This is a genomic window from Frigoribacterium sp. VKM Ac-2530 (genome assembly GCF_015350835.1).
GTDB lineage: Bacteria > Actinomycetota > Actinomycetes > Actinomycetales > Microbacteriaceae > Frigoribacterium.
Map to the genome: position 1 here is coordinate 849,934 of NZ_JADKSE010000002.1, position 21,540 is coordinate 871,473.

Sequence of the window (21,540 nt, forward strand, 5' to 3'; positions counted from 1 at the left end):
GGTCCGTTCGGTCGGTGCGATGCGGGAGAGGTGATCGGAGGCGGTCACGTCGTTCCCGCCGGAGATGACTCTCCCAGCCCTCGAGACCCACGAGAATCCCGCAGACGGGGGGTTTCTGCCGGCGACACGGCCCCAGTCCGGGTCACCCCCGAACGGGCAGAACCCCTGTTCAGGGGTCGCCTGGTAACCGACACCCGTCGCGCACGACGAAGGGCCCGACCAGTGGCCGGGCCCTTCGGGCGGAACTGTGTCGCGACTACTTGATCAGCGACGTGATCTGGAAGATCGGCAGGTACAGCGCGACGATCATGCCGCCCACGACGACGCCGAGGAACGCGATCAGCAGCGGCTCGATCAGGGCCGTCAGCGACTCCGTGGTCGACTTGACCTCTTGATCGTAGAAGTCGGCCACCTTCTCGAGCATCGTCTCGAGCGAGCCCGCGTCCTCGCCGACCGAGATCATCTGCGTGACCATCGGCGGGAAGACCCCGGAGGCCGTCAGGGGGGCTGCGATGGACTCGCCCTGCCGCACCGACTCCGCGACGTCGACCAGCGCCTCCTCGAGCACGTAGTTGCCCGAGACCTCGCCGACGATGCGCAGGGCCGTGAGGATGGGGACGCCGGCGCCGATCATGTTCGAGAAGTTGCGGGAGAAGCGCGCGATCGCGATCTTGCGGAGCAGCTCGCCGAAGACCGGCAGCTTGAGCTTCAGCGGGTCGAGCTTCGAGCGCACCTTGACGGAGTTCTTGTTCGTCTTCCACCAGATCGAGCCGGCGATGCCGCCGACGATCAGGATCGGCAGGACGATCGGCATGGCCCGCGACGCGTAGACGAGCATCATCGTCGGCAGGGGCAGCTGGCCGCCGAGGTTGGTGAACATGTCCTGGAAGATCGGCACGATGAAGGTCAGCATGATGATCACCGCGAGCAGCGACATCACGAGCACGACGACCGGGTAGGTCATCGCCGACTTGATCGTGGACCGCAGCGCCACCTCCTTCTCGAAGTTGTCCGCGGTCGACTCGAGCGCCTTGTCGAGGAACCCGCCGACCTCGCCGGCCCGGATCATGTTGATCATCAGGGGCGGGAAGTGCTTGTCGTGCTTGCCGACCGCGTCGGAGAACGAGACGCCGGTCTCGACGTCGTCGCGCACCTCCTGCATGACCTTCTGCAGCGTCTTGTTGTCGACCTGGTCGGCGAGGATCGTCAGGGTGCGCAGCAGCGACAGGCCGGACGCGATCATGGTCGCCATCTGGCGCGACATGACCGCGATCTCCTTCATCTTGACGCCGCCGCCGCCGAGGCCGCCGATCGAGATCTCGCGCTGCAGGCCGGTGCCGTCGCTCGCGGCGGCGATCGAGATGGGCTGCACGCCCATGGTGCGCAGGCGGGTGACGACGGCGCCCTCGCTGGACGCGTCGACCTTGCCCTTGACGACCTTGCCGGCCGAGTCGCGGCCCTTGTAGGCGTAGGCGGTGCTGGTGGCCATCAGTTGCTCCCGATCGAGAAGGCGTCGCCGAAGTCGATGCCGGCGTCGAGGCCGACCGTCTCGGACTTGTTGATCACACGGGTGACGAGGCGGTCGAAGCCCTCGGCGTCGTGCACCTTCTCCATCGCCGCCTTGTGGGTGACGGCCCCGGTGTTGACGAGGTCGGCCAGCTTCTGGTCCATCGTGTGCATGCCGAGGTCGCGCCCCGCCTGCATCGACGACGAGATCTGGTACGTCTTGCCCTCGCGGACGAGGTTGCCGATGGCCGGGGTCATCATCATGATCTCGGTCGCGACGACACGGCCCTTGCCGCTCGCCTTCGGCAGCAGGGTCTGGCAGACGACGCCCTGCAGCGTCGACGCGAGCTGGGTGCGCACCTGGTCCTGCTGGTGCGGCGGGAACACGTCGATGACACGGTCGATCGTCTGCGCGGCGCTCTGCGTGTGCAGGGTCGCGAACACGAGGTGGCCGGTCTCGGCGGCGGTCAGCGCGACCGAGATGGTCTCGAGGTCGCGGAGCTCGCCGATGAGGATGACGTCGGGGTCCTGGCGCAGCACGTGCTTGAGCGCGTTCGCGAAGCTGTGCGTGTCGTGGCCGACCTCGCGCTGGTTGACGATCGCCTTCTTGTGCTGGTGCATGAACTCGATCGGGTCCTCGACCGTCACGATGTGGTCGGCGCGCGTGCGGTTGACCAGGTCGATCAGGGCGGCGAGGGTCGTCGACTTGCCCGAGCCGGTGGGGCCCGTCACGAGCACGAGACCGCGGGGCAGCTTCGCGAAGCGGCTGACGACCTCGGGCACGCCCAGGTCGGCGAGCTGCTTGATCTCGGTCGGGATGAGGCGGAAAGCCGCCCCCATCACGCCGCGCTGCTGGTAGAAGTTCACGCGGAAGCGCGACTCGTCCGACAGCGAGTAGGCGAAGTCGAGCTCGAGCCGCTCGTCGAACTGCTCCTTCATGGCCGGGGTCAGCAGGCTCGTCAGGGCGGTCGAGACCGTCGGGGCGTCCCAGGGCTCGCCTCCGGCGAAGGCGGGCTGCAGGCCGCCGTCGACGCGGAGGGTGGGGGCAGCGTCGACCGTGACGTGCAGGTCGGAGGCGCCCTGCAGCACCACCTCGCAGAGCGCCGAGATCAGCGCGGGGTGCGCGACGGTGCGGGCGTGCTCGTGCAGCTCGATGCCGGGTCGGGACTCGACCTGCTCGGCGGGGGGCACCTCCTCGGCGGCGTGCTGGGCGCTGGACGGCGCGAACGACGGCACGCGCAGCAGGCCGCCGTCGCCGAGCTGGGGCGAGGCCGGGGCAGGTGCGGGCGCGGGCGCCGCTGTGGCCGCGGAGTGCGACGCCGCGGGCAGGACGGGCGAGGTCGGGGCGGCCGACGAGACGTCGGGCGACGAGGGGGCCACGACGACCTCGGGAACCGAGGAGGCGCCGGCCGGGCCGTCGAGGTCGGCCTCGTCCGCGAGGTACGCCGGCATGAAGGCTGCGCGGCGGCCCGTGCCGGGCTCGGCGACGGCGGGGCTCGTCGGGGCGGCCGGGGTCTCGAAGTCGTCGAAGCGCGGGTCGCTCCACGGGGTGCGGGCGGCCATGCCGCCGCCCTCGAGGGCGCTCGCGAGCCGCGCGGCGCGACGACTGGTCGGCGCGGGGGTGGGGCTCCAGCCGAGCACCGCCTCCCCACCCGCGTCGTCCATCGTGTAGACGGGGCCGCGGTCGTCCTCGTCGATGTGCGGCGCCAGCGTGGTGGGCGCCTTCGGCAGCTCCCACGCGTTCGCGGGGGTCTGCGTGCTCAGGTCGTTGCCGGGCGTGCCCGGGGTCCAGCCGTCGGCCGGGTCGACCTGGTCGGGGATCTCGAAGACGTTGTCGCTCATGCGGGCGTTCCCTCGGGTGCGGTGCGGCGGGCGGTGCGGACGGGGGCGGTGCGGCGGGCGGTGCGGACGGGCACGGTGCGGGGCGCGCTCACGCCACGACCCGCAGGATCTCTTCGACGCTGGTCAGGCCGAGCTTCGCCTTGGCCCAGCCGTCGTGGCGGAGGCTGACCATGCCCTGCTCGGTGGCGACGCGGGCGATCTCGGCGCTCGACGCCCGGGCGACGGCGAGGCGCTCGATCTCCTCCGAGACGCTCATCACCTCGTGCAGGGCGATGCGGCCGCGGTAGCCGGTGTTCGAGCACTGCGCGCAGCCGACGGGCTGGTAGACGAGCGGCGCGGGCTCGTCGAGGCGCACCGGGAACCGCAGGTGCTCGAGCTGGCGGGGCGTGTACGAGGTCGGCGTCTTGCAGCGGTCGCAGAGACGGCGCGCGAGTCGCTGGGCGACGACGCAGTCGATCGCGCTGCCGACGAGGAACGGCTCGATGCCCATCTCGGTGAGGCGGGTGATCGCGCTCGGGGCGTCGTTCGTGTGCAGCGTGCTGAGCACGAGGTGGCCGGTCAGCGACGCCTCGATGGCGATCTGCGCGGTCTCGTGGTCGCGGATCTCGCCGAGCAGGACGACGTCGGGGTCGGACCGGAGGATGCTCCGCAGCGCGCCGGCGAACGTGAGGCCCGCCTTGGGGTTCACCTGCACCTGGTTGATGCCGTCCATCCGGTACTCGACCGGGTCCTCGACGGTGATGACGTTGATCTCGGGACGCGCGACCGCGTTGAGGGTCGTGTAGAGCGTCGTCGACTTGCCCGAGCCCGTGGGGCCGGTGACGAGGATCATGCCGTAGGGCTTCGAGTACGACGCGGCGTAGACGTCGAAGTTGCGCTCGAGCAGGTTCAGGTCGCGGAGGCTCATCGACGTGTTCGAGTTGTCGAGGATCCGCATGACGACCTTCTCGCCCCACACGGTCGGCAAGGTCGCGACGCGCAGGTCGATCTGGCGGCCGCCGTGGCGGACCGACATGCGGCCGTCCTGCGGGCGTCGACGCTCGGCGATGTCGATCTCGCTCATGATCTTGAGGCGCGAGATGACGCCGTTCTGGATGGCCTTGGGGGCCGGCTGCATCTCGTGCAGCACCCCGTCGATGCGGTAGCGGATGCGCACGTCGTGCTCGGCCGGCTCGATGTGGATGTCGGAGGCGTGGTCGGTGATGGCCTGGCTGACGAGCAGGTTGACGAAGCGCACGATGGGCACGTCGTCGTCGGGGCCGGAGGAGGCGATGTCGGCCTGGGCGGCCTCGACCGCGCTGGTCTCCTCCTCGAGCGTCGAGGTCAGGTCGTTGAGCTCGTCGTCGGCACGGAGGTAGCGGTCGAGCGCGGCCTGCAGGTCGGCGCGGTCGGCGAGCACCGGCTCGACGCCGATGCGCAGCGCGGCGCGCACGTCGTCGATGGCGAAGACGTCGCCCGGGTCGGCCATCGCGAGCAGGAGGAGGCCGTCGCGCACCGCGATCGGCAGCACGCTGTGCCGGCGACAGACGGCGGCGGGCACCATCGTCACGGCGGCGCGGTCGACGGGGTAGTCGACGAGCTCGACGAAGTCGACGCCGTTGGCCTGGGCCCGGGCGCGGGCGACCTGCGCAGGGGTCACGGTGCCGGACTCGAGCAGCTCCCTGATGGACGCCTCCTCGTCGGCGCCCCGGCGCCCCACGCGGTCGAGGTGCTCCATGGGCAGCAGCCCGTGCAGGATCAGGATCTCGGTCATCGAAGCCACGGGTGCATCTCCTCGGTACGCGCGCCCGGCATGTCGGGGTCCTGGCGGCAGGTCCTCGGGAGTCGTCCCGAGCAGTCGCCACGCTACGGCGGGGCCGCTTCCCCGACACGTCCCAGTGAGGGTGCCCCCCGTCTGCGTCACAGCCCTCCGCGCCCGAGCTCGCGGCCGACTCCACGGCGGCGGCCGGGGAGGCACGAGGAGGCGCGGCGACCGCCCAGAACGGGGGTCGCGGTCGCCCAGAACAGGGGGTGGCACGCCGCCGGACCCGACTGGTCTAGTGGACGACGGCGGTCCCGGGCCCGACGACACGTGTGGCCCGGTTTCACGGATGACGACCGCCGAACCCCCGAGGAGCCACGCACGATGCACGGTCACGAGATGACGTTCGAGCCTGCCCGGACCGCGCCAGCGGACCCGCAGGACCCCCAGACAGGCAACGCCCCCGGCCTCGAGACGACGGGCATCACCGTGCCGTCGTTCGGCTGGACCGGCGTGGCCATCGCCCTCCACCGCCTCCAGCAGCAGCCGGCCGCGTCGATCGTGGTCGTCCGCCAGGCCGACCACCTCCCCCTCGTCGTCGACGTGGAGACGAACGCCTACTGGTGGGACACCCCCCTGACCGCGTTCCCCGCCGAGCCCGTCGACATCGACGTGGTGGTCGAGGCCAAGGACCCCGCCGTCGAGGCGTCGCGCCCGCCCGGCACCGACCTCGACGCGCTGCTCTGGCTGATCGGCAACCACTCGTTCCTCGGCGAGCTCGCCTGGTGGCTGCAGCGCGACGACCGCTACAAGCTGGTCCGCTGGCCCAACTTCACGATGCTGGCGCACACCCCGGAGCAGATGCGGATGACCGCGATGCTCGGCTACACGTTCCTCCCGGTCGGCGAGCTGGCAAACGCCAGCGAGTCGGACCCCTCCGAGGCCCGGCGCCTCGTGAACGCGTTCAGCCTGATGCGCCTGCTGCGCGCGGAGTCGCCCGAGCCGGCCGCGGTCGCCGGAGCCGGCTCGAGCTCGAGCTCGGCCTCGGCCTCGGTCGACCCTGAGTACGTCAGGGTCGCCCCCCAGCCCCGCCGCGGCGGCCTGTTCAGCCGCCTGCGCGACCGGCTCGGCCTCTGATGGCCGAGCACGTCATCCTCTTCGGCGGCCCGATGGGCGCCGGCAAGACGACCGCGATCGAGACGCTCAGCGAGACCGAGGTCGTCCGCACCGAGGCCGCGAACACCGACCGCGCCACGGCCGACAAGGACACCACGACGGTCGCCCTCGACTACGGCGAGATCACGCTCGGCGAGACCGACAAGGTGCGCCTCTACGGCATCCCCGGCCAGCAGCGGTTCGACTTCATGTGGACGATCTTGAAGGAGCGCGCCAAGGGCATGGTGCTGCTCGTCAACAACGACGCCGCCGACCCGGTCGGCGAGATGCTGACGTTCCTCGACGAGTTCCGCGACCTCTACGACCGCGGCGGCGTCGTCGTCGCGGCGACGCGCTCCGACGTCTCGGCCACCCCGACGGTGGCCGACTACTCGGCGGCGCTGACCGAGCGCCGCCCCGACCTGGTCGTGCCGGTGTTCACGGTCGACCCCCGAGAGGAAGACCAGATGCGCACCGTCCTCATGACGCTCGTCGCCAACATCGAGATGCGCGAGATGTTCTCTGCACCCGCTGCCGCTGCCTCCGCCGCGCCCTCGCAGCCCGCCGTGGCGGTGGCCGAGTGAGCGTCGCGCCCCACCTCGACCCCGTCGTCGTCGACCTCGGCCGCCGGGCCCTGCTCGACATGGGCGAGGTGAGCCGCTCGCTCGTCTACGGCTCGTTCCTCACCGACGACGGCTTCGAGGTCGTCCACGTGCCCGACGGCAAGGTCGACGCGAACCGCTTCGCCAGCATGGCCAGCTCCATCCAGGCGCTCAGCGAGGCCGTCGCCCGGGAGGTGCGGATCGGCTCGAGCGAGTACGTCATCATCGCGTCCGAGAAGGGCCACGTGATCCAGCTGCGCGTCCCCGGGCACCCCGTCGTGCTCGGCGCGCTGTTCGACGACGACGAGACGCTCGGCAAGGCCCTCTCGGTCGCGCGCCGCTGCGCCCTGCAGCTGGCCGCCTCCTTGGCCGACCGCCCGGCCGTGCAGCCCGACGCGGCCGCCCACGAGCCGGACGCCGCCGTCGAGCACGCAGACGCGCACGCACGTGCCGACGCCCACGGCGTCCCGGCGCTCTGACCCTGGCCAGGCACGCAGCCCTGCCCCTCCGACCGCTCCGGCCGCACCTCCGCGGCCGGCTGCCGAGCGGTGCCCGCCCGACGCCGGCACCGCTGCCCGCACCACCCCTGACCCGACCAGGTCAGGGCCGGACAGCTCACACCCGAACTGCCCTGACCCGAACAGGAAGCACTGACACCATGGCGAACATCTCCGAGTCCCTCGAGACCCTCCTCACCGTCGACGGCGCGATGGCGGCCGCCGTCGTCGACAGCGCCTCCGGCATGCTGCTCGGCGGCGCCGGCACCGGCATCGACCTGGAGCTGGCCGCGGCCGGCAACACCGAGGTCGTCCGCGCGAAGCTCAAGACCGCCAAGTCGCTGGGCCTCGCCGACTCGATCGAGGACATCCTCATCACCCTCTCGAGCCAGATCCACATCATCCGGCCCCTCGCCAGCAACCGCGAGGTCTTCATCTACTTCGTGCTCGACCGCTCGAAGGCGAACCTCGCCCTCGCTCGCATGAAGTCCAAGGAGGTCGAGGGCCAGCTGGCCTTCTGACCCGCGCCGCGGCTCCCTGCGCCGCAGCACCCCGACGGGGCGTCGACCACTGAGGTCGGCGCCTCGTCGTCGTGCGCGGGTGCGGGCGGACGCGGGCGGCTCAGTCGAGGAGGCGCTGGTACAGCACGTGCTCGCGCCACTCCCCCGCGATGCGGAGGTAGCCCGCCGCCGTGCCGTACTGCTCGAAGCCCGAGGCGGCGAGCACGGCACGCGACCCCGCGTTGTGCGGCAGGGCGCTCGCCTCGAGGCGGTGCAGCCGGAGGACGGTCGCCGCGAGGTCGACGACGACCGCCAGCGCCGCCTTCGCCAGGCCATGCCCCGTCCGCTCCCGGTCGACCCAGTAGCCGACGGCCGCCTTCTGCAGGGGACCGCGGACGATCTGGTTGAGGGCGATCGTGCCGACGACGCGGTCGCCCTCCATCAGGTGGAACGGCTGCTGCTCCCCGGCGGCGGCCGACGCGATGCGCGCCGTGAGCATCGCCCGCTGGCCGGCGGGCTCGAAGAACGACGGCGCCCGCTCCGGGTCCCACGGCGCGAGGTGCTCGCGGTTGCGCCGGTGCGCCTCGGCGAGGGCCGCCGCGTCGTCGACCCGCGCCTCCCGCAGGAGGACGGTGTCGGTGAGGGCCTGCTCGAACTGCACCCTCTGACCCTAGGCCGCGCCCGTGTCGGGCGTCGCGGAGGGTGACGCGGAGGGTGACGCAGGCGTCGTGGGACGACGTGGGCGAGGGCCCACGCCTGCGGCGTCCCTTCTCGCCGACGCCGCCTCGGGGCGAGGGACGAGCAGCCGGGGAGGCGGCGGCCGAGGGCGCTAGGAGGCGAGCGACGCGTCGACGGGGACGACCGCCTCCTGCGCCTGGTCGCCCTGTGCCGGCCGGCTGATCTCGGCCCAGACGTCGTCGAGCGAGACGCCGACGACCTGGGCGATCGCGGCGATGGTCGGGAACGACGGGGTCGCGACCCGGCCGGACTCGATCTTGCGCAGCGTCTCGGGCGAGACGCCGGCGTCGAGGGCCGTGCGGAGCATCGACCGCTCGCCGCGTGCCTGCCGCAGCAGGGCCCCGAGGCGGCGGCCGCGAGCGACCTCGGCGGGGCTCAGCGGCAGACGGACCATGCGCAGAGCCTAGCCCGAGGAGGCGCTGGCCGGGATAGCATTACCGGGACAGTTGTCCCGCCGCTCGCCGGCAGACCCGAGGAGACGCCCCGTGATCGAGATCTTCAGCCCCGCAGAGCTGGGCCGTGCCCGCGACTCCGGAGCGCTGGTCGGGCACATCCTGCACACCGTGTCGCAGCGCGTCGCGGTCGGCACGAACCTGCTCGAGATCGACGAGTGGACGCGCGAGATGATCGTCGAGGCCGGCGCCGAGTCCTGCTACGTCGACTACGCGCCGTCGTTCGGCCGCGGGCCGTTCGGGCACTGGATCTGCACGGCCGTCAACGACGCGGTGCTGCACGGCCTCCCCCACGACTACGCCCTGCGCGACGGCGACCTGCTCACCCTCGACCTCGCCGTCGTGCTGAACGGCATCGCCGCCGACTCGGCGCTGAGCTTCGTCGTCGGCACCTCGCGCCCCGCGGGCAGCACCGAGCTGATCGAGACGACCGAGCGCGCCCTGGCCGCCGCGATCGCCGCCGCCGTGCCCGGAGCGAAGATGGGCGACGTCTCGTACGCCATCGGCTCGGTGCTGACCGGGGCCGGCTACCCCGTGAACGTCCAGTTCGGCGGCCACGGCATCGGCTCGACCATGCACCAGGACCCGCACGTCGCCAACATCGGCCGCCCCGGCCGCGGCTACAAGCTGCGCCCGGGCCTGCTGCTCGCCCTCGAGCCGTGGGTCATGGCCGACACCGATGAGCTCGTCACCGACGACGACGGCTGGACGCTCCGCAGCGCGACCGGCTGCCTCACGGCGCACAGCGAGCACACGGTCGCGATCACCGAGGACGGCGCGGAGATCCTGACCGTCCGCGGCTAGCTCGAGCGGCTCGTCACGATCGAGGTGACGCGTCGGGGAGGTGCGGCGGTCGCCGACACCCCCGACGCGTCATCTCGTTCGGCGGTCAGTACTCGCGGAGGTACGCGGCGCGGCGACCCGCGACCGTGAACCCGGCACGCTCGTAGAGCCCGACGGCGCCCGTGGGGCTCGTCGAGTCGACGTCGAGCACGCACAGTTCGAAGCCCTGGTCGGCCTGCCGGGCGAGGGCCGTCGCGAGCAGCGACTGCGCGAGGTGCCGGCCACGCCAGGCCCGCCGGACGCCTACGTAGTCGACGTGGGCGCTGCGGCCGCCGTGGGCCGGCCACTGCTCGGGCTCGACGGTGGTGAGCACGAAGGCGACCACCTCCTCCTCGCCGTCGTCGCCCGCAGCGACCGCCACGAACGAGAGGTCGGGACGGAACGTGGGCGCCCCGACGAGCATGCGCCACACCTCGGGCGAGCTCGCCTGGCTGCCCCAGTGGTCGACGAAGGCCTCGTTGCGCGCCAGTCGCGTCGCCTCCTCGCGGTGCGTCGAGTACTCCTCGAGCCGCACCGCGGGGTCGAGGGACACGGCCTCGACCGGGCGGGTCAAGTCGCGGCTGAGCGTGCTCCACCACCGGGCGGGGCCGAAGCCCTGGCGCTGCAGCAGGGCCGCGTGGCTCTCCGCCTCCTGCTCGACGCCCGCCGCCAGCACGGCCGGCAGGACGTCGTCCGCACCGGACAGGTGCTGCTCTCCGCGCAGCCGCTGCCATTCGACGAGGTCGCGCCCGAGGCCCTGCCCGCGCCGACGCGGGTCGACGCCGCCGTCGACGGACACGCGCACGACCGACTCGCGGACGGGCCAGAGGAAGCTCAGGCCCCAGGCCACCAGCTGGCCGTCCCCCTCGTCGGCCACGAGGGAGTCGCGCTCGAGGTCGATGCCGGGCATCTCGAGCAGCTGGCGCATCGACGACAGCGACGTCACGTGGAGCGGGTGGTCGAGCGACGCCACGCGCCCGTCGAGCGCGTGCAGCGCCTCGAGGTCGGCGACGGTCGCCGGGCGCCAGCGCAGGCCGTCACGGTCACGAGGGAGGCGCGCGTCCGGCCTCGGGACCCGGGCGCTGACGGGCAGGTCGACCGCCTCGAGCCGGACGCCCGCCGCGGCCTCGCCCCGAGCGACCGTGGACTCGGCGGTCTCGGCGGACGGGGACGGCTGTGCGAGGTGCTCGGTGCTCATCGCTCCATACTGCCCGGTCTCGGAGGCCGCCCGCGAGCCTGCAGGGCCGACCCGCGCCTCCTCGCGGTCGCCCGGGAACGACGACGGGCCCCGTCCCTCGCGTGGTGCGAGGGCCGGGGCCCGTCGTGGTGCCTGGTGGCTCGGCGGGTCGTCAGACCCGCGTCGCCGTCGAGACGATCCCGATCAGTTGTAGGTGCCGGGGGTGAAGTCGTCCGACGAGAACGAGTCGAAGTCCACGAAGCTGAGGTCAGCCTCGGTGAACGACGCGTCGTCCGTGAACACGCGGTTGGGGTACCGCTCGGCCTTCGCTTCTTCCGTCGCCTCGACCGAGACGTCGCGGTAGCGCGACAGACCGGTTCCGGCGGGGATCAGCTTGCCGATGATCACGTTCTCCTTCAGACCGACCAGGGGGTCGCTCTTGCCCTCCATCGCGGCCTGCGTGAGCACGCGGGTCGTCTCCTGGAAGGAGGCGGCCGACAGCCACGACTCGGTCGCGAGCGAGGCCTTGGTGATGCCCATGACCTCCTGGCGGGCGGACGCGGTCCGCTTGCCCTCGGTCAGCGCCGCACGGTTGATCTCGTTGTACTTCGACCGGTCGACGAGCTCACCGGGGAGCAGGTCGGTGTCGGCGTGGTCGACGACGGTGACCTTGCGGAGCATCTGACGGACGATGACCTCGATGTGCTTGTCGTGGATCGGCACGCCCTGCGAACGGTAGACGTCCTGGACGCCCCCGACGAGGTGCTGCTGCACCGCACGGACGCCCTTGACTCGCAGGACCTCCTTCGGGTCGACCGCACCGGCGATGATCTGCGCACCGAGCTCGACGTGCTGACCGTCCTCGACGAGGAGGGTCGAGCGCTTGAGCACGGGGTAGATGACCGGCTCGTCGCCGTTGTCGAGGTTGAGGATGACCCGTCGGGCCTTGTCCGTGTCCTCGATCGTGATGCGACCGGCACCGTCGGCGATCGGGGACGCACCCTTGGGGGTACGTGCCTCGAACAGCTCCGTCACGCGGGGCAGGCCCTGCGTGATGTCGTCGGCCGAGGCCGAACCGCCGGTGTGGAAGGTGCGCATCGTCAGCTGCGTGCCGGGCTCGCCGATCGACTGGGCCGCGATGATGCCGACGGCCTCGCCGATGTCGACCAGGTTGCCGGTCGCGAGCGAACGGCCGTAGCACTGCGCGCAGACGCCGACCGCGGCCTCGCAGGTGAGCACGGAACGGACCTTGATGGTCTCGACCCCTGCCGCCACGAGCTCGTCGATCAGCACGTCTCCGACGTCGGCGCCGGCCTCGGCCAGCACGGTGCCCTTCGCGTCGACGGCCGCGGCCGCCAGCGAACGGGCGAACACGGTGTTCTCGACGGTCGCGTCGCGCACCATGACGCCGTCGGCGTCGGGTGCGGCGATGGGCATCTCGAGACCGCGCGAGGTGCCGCAGTCGTCCTCACGGATGATGACGTCCTGCGAGACGTCGACGAGTCGACGGGTCAGGTACCCCGAGTCGGCCGTACGGAGGGCCGTGTCGGCCAGTCCCTTGCGGGCACCGTGCGTCGCGATGAAGTACTCGGCCACCGACAGGCCCTCGCGGTACGACGAGATGATCGGGCGGGGGATGATGTCGCCCTTCGGGTTGTTCACGAGGCCTCGCATGCCGGCGATGTTGCGCACCTGCAGCCAGTTACCACGAGCACCCGAGGTGACCATGCGGTTGATCGTGTTGTCGACCGGGAAGTTCGCCCGCATCTCGGCGGCGACCTCGTTCGTGGCCTCCGTCCAGATCTTGATCAGGTCCGCACGACGCTCGGCGTCGCTGATGAGGCCCTTGTCGAACTCCGACTGGACCGCTGCGGCCTGCTTCTCGTAGCCCGCCACGATCTCCGGCTTGCGCGGAGGCGTGAGGACGTCGGAGAGGGCGACCGTGACGCCGGAGCGCGAGGCCCAGTAGAAGCCCGCGTCCTTGATGTTGTCCAGGGCAGCCGCGACGGCGACCTTGGGGTAGCGCTCGGCGAGGTCGTTGACGATCGTCGAGAGCATGCCCTTGTCGGTCACCTGCTGCACGAACGGGTAGTCCGCCGGCAGGTTCTCGTTGAAGAGCGCGCGACCGAGGGTCGTGTCGAGCAGGATGTCCTGTCCGACCTCGTAGCCCTCGGGAGCCTCGCCCTCGGCGAAGTGCACGCCGTTCATGCGGATCTTGGCCATCGCGTTCAGGTCGAGCGTGCCCTGGTCCTTGGCGAGGATCGCCTCGGACACGGACGAGAACGCACGGCCCTCGCCGACCGCGCCCTCGGTGACCGTCGTCAGGTAGTGCAGGCCGATGATCATGTCCTGTGCGGGCAGGGTCACCGGTCGGCCGTCGGACGGCTTCAGGATGTTGTTCGACGCGAGCATCAGGATGCGCGCCTCGGCCTGGGCCTCGACGGACAGCGGCAGGTGCACGGCCATCTGGTCGCCGTCGAAGTCGGCGTTGAACGCCGCGCAGACGAGCGGGTGCAGCTGGATGGCCTTGCCCTCGACCAGCTGGGGCTCGAAGGCCTGGATGCCGAGACGGTGCAGCGTGGGCGCGCGGTTCAGCAGCACGGGGCGCTCGCGGATGATCTCCTCGAGGACGTCCCACACCTGCGGGCGCGAACGCTCGACCATGCGCTTGGCGCTCTTGATGTTCTGAGCGTGCGACAGGTCGATCAGTCGCTTGATCACGAACGGCTTGAACAGCTCGAGCGCCATCTGCTTGGGCAGACCGCACTGGTGCAGCTTGAGCGTCGGGCCGACGATGATGACCGAACGGCCGGAGTAGTCGACGCGCTTGCCGAGCAGGTTCTGGCGGAACCGACCCTGCTTTCCCTTGAGCATGTCGCTCAGGGACTTCAGGGCGCGGTTGCCGGTGCCCGTGACGGGACGGCCGCGGCGACCGTTGTCGAAGAGCGCGTCCACCGCCTCCTGCAGCATCCGCTTCTCGTTGTTGACGATGATCTCGGGGGCACCGAGGTCGAGCAGTCGACGGAGGCGGTTGTTGCGGTTGATGACGCGACGGTAGAGGTCGTTCAGGTCGGACGTCGCGAAGCGACCACCGTCGAGCTGCACCATCGGGCGCAGCTCGGGCGGGATCACCGGCACGACGTCGAGCACCATCGCGGCGGGCGAGTTGCCCGTGGCGAGGAAGGAGCTGACGACGCGCAGGCGCTTGATCGCACGGATCTTCTTCTGGCCCTTGCCCTCCGAGATCTGCAGGTGCAGGTTCTCGGCCTCGGTGGTCAGGTCGAAGCCCTCGAGGCGCTTCTTGATGGCCTCGGCGCCCATGTGGGCCTCGAAGTACATGCCGAAGCGGTCCTGGAGCTCGTGGAAGACGGCGTCCTCGGGCTTGAGGTCGCCCACCTTCAGCGTGCGGAAGTCCTCCCACACGCGCTCGAGGCGGTTGATGTCCTCGTCGAAGGCCTTGCGGGTCTGGCCCATCTCCTTCTCGGCGACGTCCTTCGCGCGGCGCTTCTGGTCGCTCTTCGCACCTTCTTCTTCAAGAGCGGCGAGGTCGACCTCGAGCTTCTGCAGACGGTCGGCGATGCGCGTGTCGCGCTGCGTCTCGAGCTGCTTGATCTCGAGGCGGAGCTCGTTCTCGAGACCGGGCATGTCGGCGTGACGGCCCTCGTCGTCGATCGAGATCACCATGTAGGCGGCGAAGTAGATGACCTTCTCGAGGTCCTTCGGCGCCATGTCGAGCAGGTAGCCGAGGCGCGACGGGACACCCTTGAAGTACCAGATGTGCGTGACGGGGGCGGCGAGCTCGATGTGGCCCATGCGCTCACGGCGCACCGACGACTTCGTGACCTCGACGCCGCAGCGCTCGCAGACGATGCCCTTGAAGCGGACGCGCTTGTACTTGCCGCACGCGCACTCCCAGTCACGCGACGGCCCGAAGATCTGCTCTCCGAAGAGGCCGTCCTTCTCGGGCTTCAGCGTGCGGTAGTTGATGGTCTCCGGCTTCTTGACCTCACCGTGCGACCAGGCACGGATGTTCTCGGCCGTGGCGAGGCCGATCCGCAGCTCATCGAAAGTTGTTGCTTCGATCAAAATTCAGTCCCTTGTCAGATGTATCGACGTGTCGTTGTGGGAAGGGGGCTTAGATCTCGTCGACGTTCGACGACTCGAAGCGGGAGGAGATGTTGATGCCGAGCTCTTCCGCAGCACGGAAGACCTCGTCGTCCGTGTCGCGCAGGCTGACCGTCTGGCCGTCGGCCGAGAGGACCTCGACGTTCAGGCACAGCGACTGCATCTCCTTGATGAGGACCTTGAAGCTCTCGGGGATGCCGGGCTCCTGGATGTTCTCGCCCTTGACGATCGCCTCGTAGACCTTGACGCGGCCGAGGATGTCGTCGGACTTGATCGTCAGGAGCTCCTGCAGCGCGTACGCGGCGCCGTAGGCCTCGAGGGCCCACACCTCCATCTCTCCGAAGCGCTGTCCGCCGAACTGGGCCTTGCCGCCCAGGGGCTGCTGCGTGATCATCGAGTAGGGGCCCGTCGAACGAGCGTGGATCTTGTCGTCGACGAGGTGGTGCAGCTTCAGGATGTACATGTAGCCGACCGAGATCGGGTTCGGGAAGGGCTCTCCCGAGCGACCGTCGAACAGCATCGTCTTGCCCGAGGAGCCGATCAGGCGGTCGCCGTCACGCGTGGGCAGCGTCGAGTCGAGGAGACCCTCGATCTCGCGCTCGGCGGCACCGTCGAACACCGGGGTGGCGACCTTCGTGCCGGGAGCCGCGCTGAGCGCCTCCGGCGGGAGGTTCTTGGCCCACTCCTGGATGCCCTCGACGTTCCAGCCCTGAGCCGCGATCCACCCGAGGTGGATCTCGAGCACCTGGCCGAAGTTCATCCGACCGGGGACGCCCAGCGGGTTCAGGATGATGTCGACCGGCGTGCCGTCCGCGAGGAACGGCATGTCCTCGACGGGGAGGATCGTCGAGATGACGCCCTTGTTGCCGTGGCGGCCGGCGAGCTTGTCGCCCGCGGTGATCTTGCGTCGCTGCGCGATGAACACCACGACGCGCTGGTTGACGCCCGAGCCGAGCTCGTCGTCGCCGTCCTGCGAGTCGAAGACCTTGACGCCGATGACGGTTCCCTGCTCGCCGTGGGGCACCTTCAGGGACGTGTCGCGGACCTCACGGCTCTTCTCGTTGAAGATGGCGCGCAGGAGGCGCTCCTCGGCCGACAGCTCGGTCTCGCCCTTGGGCGTGACCTTGCCGACGAGGATGTCGCCGGGACGGACCTCGGCACCGATGCGGATGATGCCGCGGTCGTCGAGGTCGGCCAGCAGGTCGGGGCTGACGTTGGGGAGGTCACGGGTGATCTCCTCCTTGCCGAGCTTCGTGTCGCGGGCGTCGACCTCGTACTCCTCGATGTGGATCGAGGAGAGCGTGTCGTCCTTCACGAGGTTCTGCGACAGGATCATCGCGTCCTCGTAGTTGTAGCCCTCCCACGGCATGAACGCGACGAGCAGGTTCTTGCCGAGCGCGAGCTCGCCGTTCTCGGTCGCAGGGCCGTCGGCGATGACCTCGCCGACCTCGATGCGCTGACCGGCGTCGACGATCACGCGGTGGTTGTAGCTGGCGCCCTGGTTCGAGCGGTCGAACTTGCGCAGGTAGTAGTCCTGCGTGCCGCCCTCGTCGAGCTGGACGGTGACGACGTCGGCCGAGACCTCGGTGACGACACCTGCGGCGTCGGCAGTGACGACGTCGCCGGCGTCGATGGCCGTGTAGCCCTCCATGCCGGTGCCGACCAGGGGGCTCTCGCTGCGGACCAGCGGGACGGCCTGACGCTGCATGTTGGCGCCCATGAGGGCGCGGTTCGCGTCGTCGTGCTCGAGGAACGGGATGAGCGAGGTCGCGACCGACACCATCTGGCGCGGCGAGACGTCCATGTAGTCGACCTCGTCCTTGGCGACGAGCTCCACCTCGCCGCCCTTCTTGCGGACCAGCACCTTGTCGTCGACGAAGTTGAAGTCGTCGTCGAGCGGGGCGTTGGCCTGGGCGACGACGAACTCGTCCTCTTCGGAGGCGGTGAGGTAGTCGATCGTGGTGCTGACGTTGCCGCCGTTGACACGACGGTAGGGCGTCTCGATGAAGCCGAACGAGTTGATGCGGGCGAACGACGCGAGCGAGCCGATCAGGCCGATGTTCGGGCCTTCCGGGGTCTCGATCGGGCACATGCGGCCGTAGTGCGACGGGTGGACGTCGCGGACCTCGACGCCGGCGCGCTCGCGGCTCAGACCACCGGGGCCGAGCGCGCTGAGGCGACGCTTGTGCGTCAGGCCCGACAGCGGGTTGTTCTGGTCCATGAACTGCGAGAGCTGCGACGTGCCGAAGAACTCCTTGATCGCGGCGACGACGGGGCGCACGTTGATCAGGGTCTGCGGGGTGATCGCCTCGATGTCCTGCGTGGTCATGCGCTCGCGGACGACGCGCTCCATGCGGGACAGGCCGGTGCGGACCTGGTTCTGGATCAGCTCGCCGACCGCGCGGATGCGACGGTTGCCGAAGTGGTCGATGTCGTCGACGTCGAGGCGCAGCTCGACGGACTCGCCGTCGCGGGTGCCGTCGATCGTCTTCTGCTCGGCGTGCAGCGAGACCAGGTACTTGATCGTCGCGACGATGTCGTCGACGGTCAGGACCGAGTCGCCGAGGGGCGCGTCGATGCCGAGCTTGCGGTTGATCTTGTAGCGACCCACCTTCGCCAGGTCGTAGCGCTTCGGGTTGAAGTAGAAGTTGTCGAGGAGCGCACGCGCGGCCTCGGCGGCGACCTGCTCGCCGGGACGGAGCTTGCGGTAGATGTCCTTGAGGGCCTCCTCCTTCGTGAGGATGGCGTCCTTCTCGAGGGTGGCCTCGATGGACGCGAAGCCCTGGAACTTCTCCGTGATCTCTTCGCTGGTCAGGCCGAGGGCCTTGAGGAAGACGGTGACGCTCTGCTTGCGCTTGCGGTCGATGCGGACGCCGACCTGGTCGCGCTTGTCGATCTCGAACTCGAGCCAGGCACCGCGGCTGGGGATGACGCGAGCCGAGTAGATGTCCTTGTCGGACGTCTTGTCGGAGGCGCGCTCGAAGTAGACGCCGGGGCTGCGGACCAGCTGCGACACGACGACGCGCTCGGTGCCGTTGATGATGAACGTGCCGCGCTCGGTCATGAGGGGGAAGTCGCCCATGAAGACCGTCTGGGTCTTGATCTCACCGGTGAGGTGGTTCATGAACTCGGCGTTGACGTAGAGAGGGGCGGCGTAGGTCTTGCCGCGCTCCTTGCACTCGTCGATGGAGTACTTCGGGTCCTCGAGCTCGGGAGCCGTGAAGCTGAGCTGCATCGTCTCGCCGAGGTCTTCGATCGGGGAGATCTCCTCGAAGATCTCCTCCAGGCCGGAGTGCAGCGCGAGGTCGGTGCGACCCTGCTCGGTCGCCTCGGCGAGGCGGGTCTTCCAGATGTCGTTGCCGACGAGCCAGTCGAAGCTCTCGGTCTGCAGCGCCAGGAGGTCGGGGACCGTGAGCGTGTCGGTGATCTTGGCGAACGAGAGGCGCGATGCGCCACGGCCGTTCTTGGGCGAGTTGGTGGATGCGGTGTTCGCAGCAGCCAAGGAAGTTACCTCCGTGGACCCCGTCGGGTCATCACTGTCGGACAGTATGAGTGGGTGGTGAACGGCCCTCCCGGGAACCGTCGGCCGCGCGGCAGGGTCGCTGGACCGTGCCGGAGGCCGAGACCGAGGACGCCCCCGCCGCGATATTCGGGGGACTGTCTCGGATGTGCGTCGTCGACCGAGATATGACGACGGGACGCACGAGGGAGCGCAAAGGTCAATACTATGCAGCCGGGACACGCCTGGCAAGCCCTGTCGTTGACCTCGGGGCTGACCTCGGGTATAACGCAGGCGATCCCGCGGAATTCCGCCCGCGCCTCCTCGGTGGGAGGATCGGGACATGGCCGCACCCCACGACGACCCGCCCGCCGAGGTCTCGATCGGAGCGGGCCTGGCCCGCGTCGACGAGGACCGGCACCGGCCCGGCTCGTTCACCCTCGTCGTCGACGGCACCCCGCAGTCGCACGTCGACCTCGACGACCCCACGCACCTCGCCTTCGAGTACGTCCGCCGCATCGGGCACGCGATCGACCTGCTGCCCGAGGGGCCCCTGACGGCCCTGCACCTCGGCGGCGGCGCGCTCACGCTGCCCCGGTACGTCGAGGCGACGAGGCCTGGCTCGCGCCAGCAGGTGATCGAGCTCGAGGCCGACCTGATCGCGCTGGTGCGCGAGCGGCTGCCGTTCCCGAGGGGCGCCTCCATCCGGCTCCGCTACGGGGACGCCCGCGAGGTGATGGAGAAGCTGCCGGCCGGGCTGCGCGGGTCGGTCGACCTGCTCGTCGTCGACGTGTTCGGCGGGTCGCGCATCCCCGCGCACGTGACGAGCCTCGAGTTCTACACCGCCGCCTCCTCGTTCCTGTCGCCGACCGGCATGCTGATCGTGAACTCGGCCGACGGGGCCGGGCTGGCCTTCGCCCGCGGGCAGGCGTCGACGTTGTCGACCGTGTTCGAGCACGTCGCCGCGGTCGCCGACCCGGCCACCCTCAAGGGCAGGAGGTTCGGCAACGTCGTGCTGATCGGCTCGCCCTCGCCGCTGCCCACCGACCGCATGCCGCGGCTCTACTCGTCGGACCCGCTGCCGGCCAAGGTCGTGCACGGGCGCGAGCTGCGCGACTTCGTGGCCGGGGCGCCGGTCGTCACGGACGCGACCGCGGTGCCGTCGCCGGAGCCGTCGCGGAGCGTGTTCGGGAGTCGCTGACGCCGGCTGCCGGCCGGCGGGGAGCTGCTGGCCTGCGGGGCTACTGGTCGGCGCGCGGGGCAGGGGCGCCGAGCGCGGCACGGAGGCGGGCCTCGGCGTCGGCCGCGGAGGTCGCGCCGGCGGCCTCGACGTTGGCCTCGGTCACGGCCTTGACGACCTCTTCGCGCTGGATCTTCACGCCGCGGGGGGCGTCGATGCCGATGCGCACGCCGTCGCCACGGGAGTCGAGCACGGTGATGACGATGTCGTCACCGATGAGGATCCGCTCCCCGACCTTGCGCGTCAACACCAGCATCCCCCCACCTTAAGGGTGGAGCACCACGACGCGGGCACCGAGTTGCCCCGGAACGCTGGTCGGGAGCGTTCCGAGCAGCAGTTCGGGGCAACTCGTCGCTTCGCGGGGCCGGGCGCGGGCGCGCGGGCGGGCGAGGGGGCGAGGGGGCCGGGGCGCGAGGGCTAGGCGCGCCAGCCGACGGGGACGCCGAGCAGGTGCACCGTGCCGGGCGTCGACGTGTCGTCCTCGCCGACGACGGCGACCGCCGCCACCGGCTGCACGGCCCGGACGGCCTCCACCCAGCGGGCGGTGTCGTCGTGCTTGCGGCCGACGTCGACGGCGACCCAGACCTGGTCGGCCGCGATCGCCTCGAGGGCGGCGGGCGCGGCGGCGTCCCACGCGAGGGCGGTGACGACGGCCGAGTCCTCGTGCACGCCGGTCGCGCGGGCGAGGATCGCGCCGCGACGGTCGGCGGCGTCGACCGAGCGCAGCCCGAACGACGTGGCCATCTGCGCGGCCACGCGGAACGCGTCGCCCGGACGCCCGACGACGACCACGAGGTCGCCGGCCCCGCGCAGCACGGCCGGTGCGGGGCGGTCGCCCGCGTCGCCCGGGGCGAGCGCCGAGGGGGCGGACGAGGAGGCGGCGGCCGCGGCGAGGAAGGCGGCGGCGGTCGTCAGGGGGCCGGCGGGCACCTCCTCGACGGCGTGCGCCTCGGCCGCCGGGGCCTCGGGGACGGCGATGCCGTTGAAGGTGAAGTCGTCCATGATCTCGGCGAACGCGTCCGTGCGGGTCGAGAGGTCGCCGGCGGCCGCGGCGACGGCGGGCGACGGGACGGAGGCGGCAGCGGCCGCGGCGCGGGCGGCGCGACGCGGGCTGGCCGCGGCGGGCGGCCGCGCGGCGGCGGCACCAGCGCCAGCGGCTGCGGCTGCGGCGGAGGACGCCGGGGAGGCAGGCACCGCGCGGACGACCCGCGGCGCGGTCGTCTCGCGCCCGGACAGCACGTCGTCGAACGGGTCGCGCGGGCCGCCGTCGCCCTGCGGATCGACCGTGCCGTACGCACCGGCCGCACCACGCTGGTCGACTGCACCGCGCTGGTCGACCGCGCCGCCCTGGTCGGCACCGCCGCGCGGGTCGAACCCGTCCGCGGCGTCGGCGTCGGCGAGCAGCGCCGCGATGCCGGCGCGCGAGGCCGGGGGCGTGATCGTGATGCGCGCCGTCGGCACGTCGGTGCGCGGGTCGGGCACCTCGACGGTGACCTCGTAGTGCTTGCGGGCGAAGACGCCCGCGACTCCCCCGACGGTCACCTTCTGCGCCGCGACGATCCGGGCACCCGGGCCGTGCACGGCGCGGACCTCGGCCCGTAGCGCCTCGAGCGACTCGCCGCTCATCATCCTCCGCGTGGGCAC

At 71.0% G+C, this 21,540-nt stretch carries 16 protein-coding genes; 6 read left to right on the forward strand and 10 right to left on the reverse strand.

Annotation, left to right across the window (positions count from 1 at the left end; genetic code table 11):
• Positions 1 to 256: 256 nt before the first annotated feature.
• The 3 genes from ITJ48_RS12960 to ITJ48_RS12970 all read right to left on the reverse strand — a co-directional run bounded on the left by ITJ48_RS12960 (position 257) and on the right by ITJ48_RS12970 (position 5,110).
• A complete protein-coding gene (locus tag ITJ48_RS12960; protein WP_194613961.1) occupies positions 257 to 1,489 on the reverse strand; it encodes a type II secretion system F family protein in 1,233 nt (410 codons plus the stop codon).
• Positions 1,489 to 3,348, reverse strand: coding sequence for a type IV pilus twitching motility protein PilT (locus ITJ48_RS16555; RefSeq protein ID WP_305038546.1), 1,860 nt, complete (start codon positions 3,346 to 3,348; stop codon positions 1,489 to 1,491). The genes ITJ48_RS12960 and ITJ48_RS16555 overlap by 1 nt, the downstream gene beginning before the upstream one ends.
• 88 nt (positions 3,349 to 3,436) lie before the next feature.
• Positions 3,437 to 5,110: a GspE/PulE family protein gene (locus ITJ48_RS12970; RefSeq protein ID WP_370544916.1), complete on the reverse strand. Its 1,674-nt coding sequence runs from the start codon at positions 5,108 to 5,110 to the stop codon at positions 3,437 to 3,439.
• A 378-nt stretch (positions 5,111 to 5,488) separates the two neighbouring features.
• Between ITJ48_RS12970 and ITJ48_RS12975 the strand changes: the two genes are divergently transcribed.
• The 4 genes from ITJ48_RS12975 (at position 5,489) to ITJ48_RS12990 (ending at position 7,864) form a co-directional block, all read left to right on the forward strand.
• Positions 5,489 to 6,226 carry a hypothetical protein gene (locus tag ITJ48_RS12975; RefSeq protein ID WP_194613962.1) on the forward strand — a complete coding sequence of 246 codons (738 nt, stop codon included), beginning with the start codon at positions 5,489 to 5,491 and terminating at the stop codon, positions 6,224 to 6,226.
• Positions 6,226 to 6,828, forward strand: a complete 603-nt coding sequence (locus ITJ48_RS12980; RefSeq protein ID WP_194613963.1) for an ATP/GTP-binding protein — start codon at positions 6,226 to 6,228, stop codon at positions 6,826 to 6,828. Before ITJ48_RS12975 ends, ITJ48_RS12980 begins: the two co-directional genes overlap by 1 nt.
• Entirely contained in the window at positions 6,825 to 7,325 is a 501-nt protein-coding gene (locus tag ITJ48_RS12985; protein WP_194613964.1) for a roadblock/LC7 domain-containing protein, read from the forward strand. Before ITJ48_RS12980 ends, ITJ48_RS12985 begins: the two co-directional genes overlap by 4 nt.
• 179 nt (positions 7,326 to 7,504) lie before the next feature.
• Positions 7,505 to 7,864, forward strand: a complete 360-nt coding sequence (locus ITJ48_RS12990; protein ID WP_194613965.1) for a hypothetical protein — start codon at positions 7,505 to 7,507, stop codon at positions 7,862 to 7,864.
• A 100-nt stretch (positions 7,865 to 7,964) separates the two neighbouring features.
• On the opposite strand, the gene ITJ48_RS12995 is transcribed toward ITJ48_RS12990, so the two are convergent.
• Together ITJ48_RS12995 and ITJ48_RS13000 are read right to left on the reverse strand one after the other, a co-directional pair.
• Positions 7,965 to 8,504, reverse strand: coding sequence for a GNAT family N-acetyltransferase (locus tag ITJ48_RS12995; protein WP_194613966.1), 540 nt, complete (start codon positions 8,502 to 8,504; stop codon positions 7,965 to 7,967).
• Between the two features lie 168 nt (positions 8,505 to 8,672).
• Positions 8,673 to 8,975, reverse strand: coding sequence for a helix-turn-helix transcriptional regulator (locus tag ITJ48_RS13000; RefSeq protein WP_194613967.1), 303 nt, complete (start codon positions 8,973 to 8,975; stop codon positions 8,673 to 8,675).
• A 91-nt stretch (positions 8,976 to 9,066) separates the two neighbouring features.
• Between ITJ48_RS13000 and map the strand changes: the two genes are divergently transcribed.
• Positions 9,067 to 9,837: a type I methionyl aminopeptidase gene (gene map, locus ITJ48_RS13005; protein ID WP_192040711.1), complete on the forward strand. Its 771-nt coding sequence runs from the start codon at positions 9,067 to 9,069 to the stop codon at positions 9,835 to 9,837.
• A gap of 85 nt (positions 9,838 to 9,922) precedes the next feature.
• On the opposite strand, the gene ITJ48_RS13010 is transcribed toward map, so the two are convergent.
• From ITJ48_RS13010 to rpoB, 3 genes are all read right to left on the reverse strand, one after another.
• Complete coding sequence (locus ITJ48_RS13010) at positions 9,923 to 11,053, reverse strand: GNAT family N-acetyltransferase (protein WP_194613968.1); 1,131 nt, start codon at positions 11,051 to 11,053, stop codon at positions 9,923 to 9,925.
• 183 nt (positions 11,054 to 11,236) lie between these two features.
• Complete coding sequence (locus tag ITJ48_RS13015) at positions 11,237 to 15,118, reverse strand: DNA-directed RNA polymerase subunit beta' (protein ID WP_133738215.1); 3,882 nt, start codon at positions 15,116 to 15,118, stop codon at positions 11,237 to 11,239.
• Positions 15,119 to 15,167: 49 nt separating this feature from the next.
• Positions 15,168 to 18,659, reverse strand: a complete 3,492-nt coding sequence (gene rpoB / locus ITJ48_RS13020; protein WP_123547660.1) for a DNA-directed RNA polymerase subunit beta — start codon at positions 18,657 to 18,659, stop codon at positions 15,168 to 15,170.
• A gap of 340 nt (positions 18,660 to 18,999) precedes the next feature.
• Between rpoB and ITJ48_RS13025 the strand changes: the two genes are divergently transcribed.
• Complete coding sequence (locus ITJ48_RS13025) at positions 19,000 to 19,857, forward strand: spermidine synthase (protein WP_133738214.1); 858 nt, start codon at positions 19,000 to 19,002, stop codon at positions 19,855 to 19,857.
• Between the two features lie 40 nt (positions 19,858 to 19,897).
• On the opposite strand, the gene csrA is transcribed toward ITJ48_RS13025, so the two are convergent.
• Positions 19,898 to 20,152 carry a carbon storage regulator CsrA gene (gene csrA, locus ITJ48_RS13030; protein WP_123547658.1) on the reverse strand — a complete coding sequence of 85 codons (255 nt, stop codon included), beginning with the start codon at positions 20,150 to 20,152 and terminating at the stop codon, positions 19,898 to 19,900.
• Between the two features lie 161 nt (positions 20,153 to 20,313).
• On the reverse strand, positions 20,314 to 21,540 hold the full coding sequence (locus tag ITJ48_RS13035; protein ID WP_194613969.1) for a hypothetical protein: 1,227 nt from the start codon (positions 21,538 to 21,540) through the stop codon (positions 20,314 to 20,316).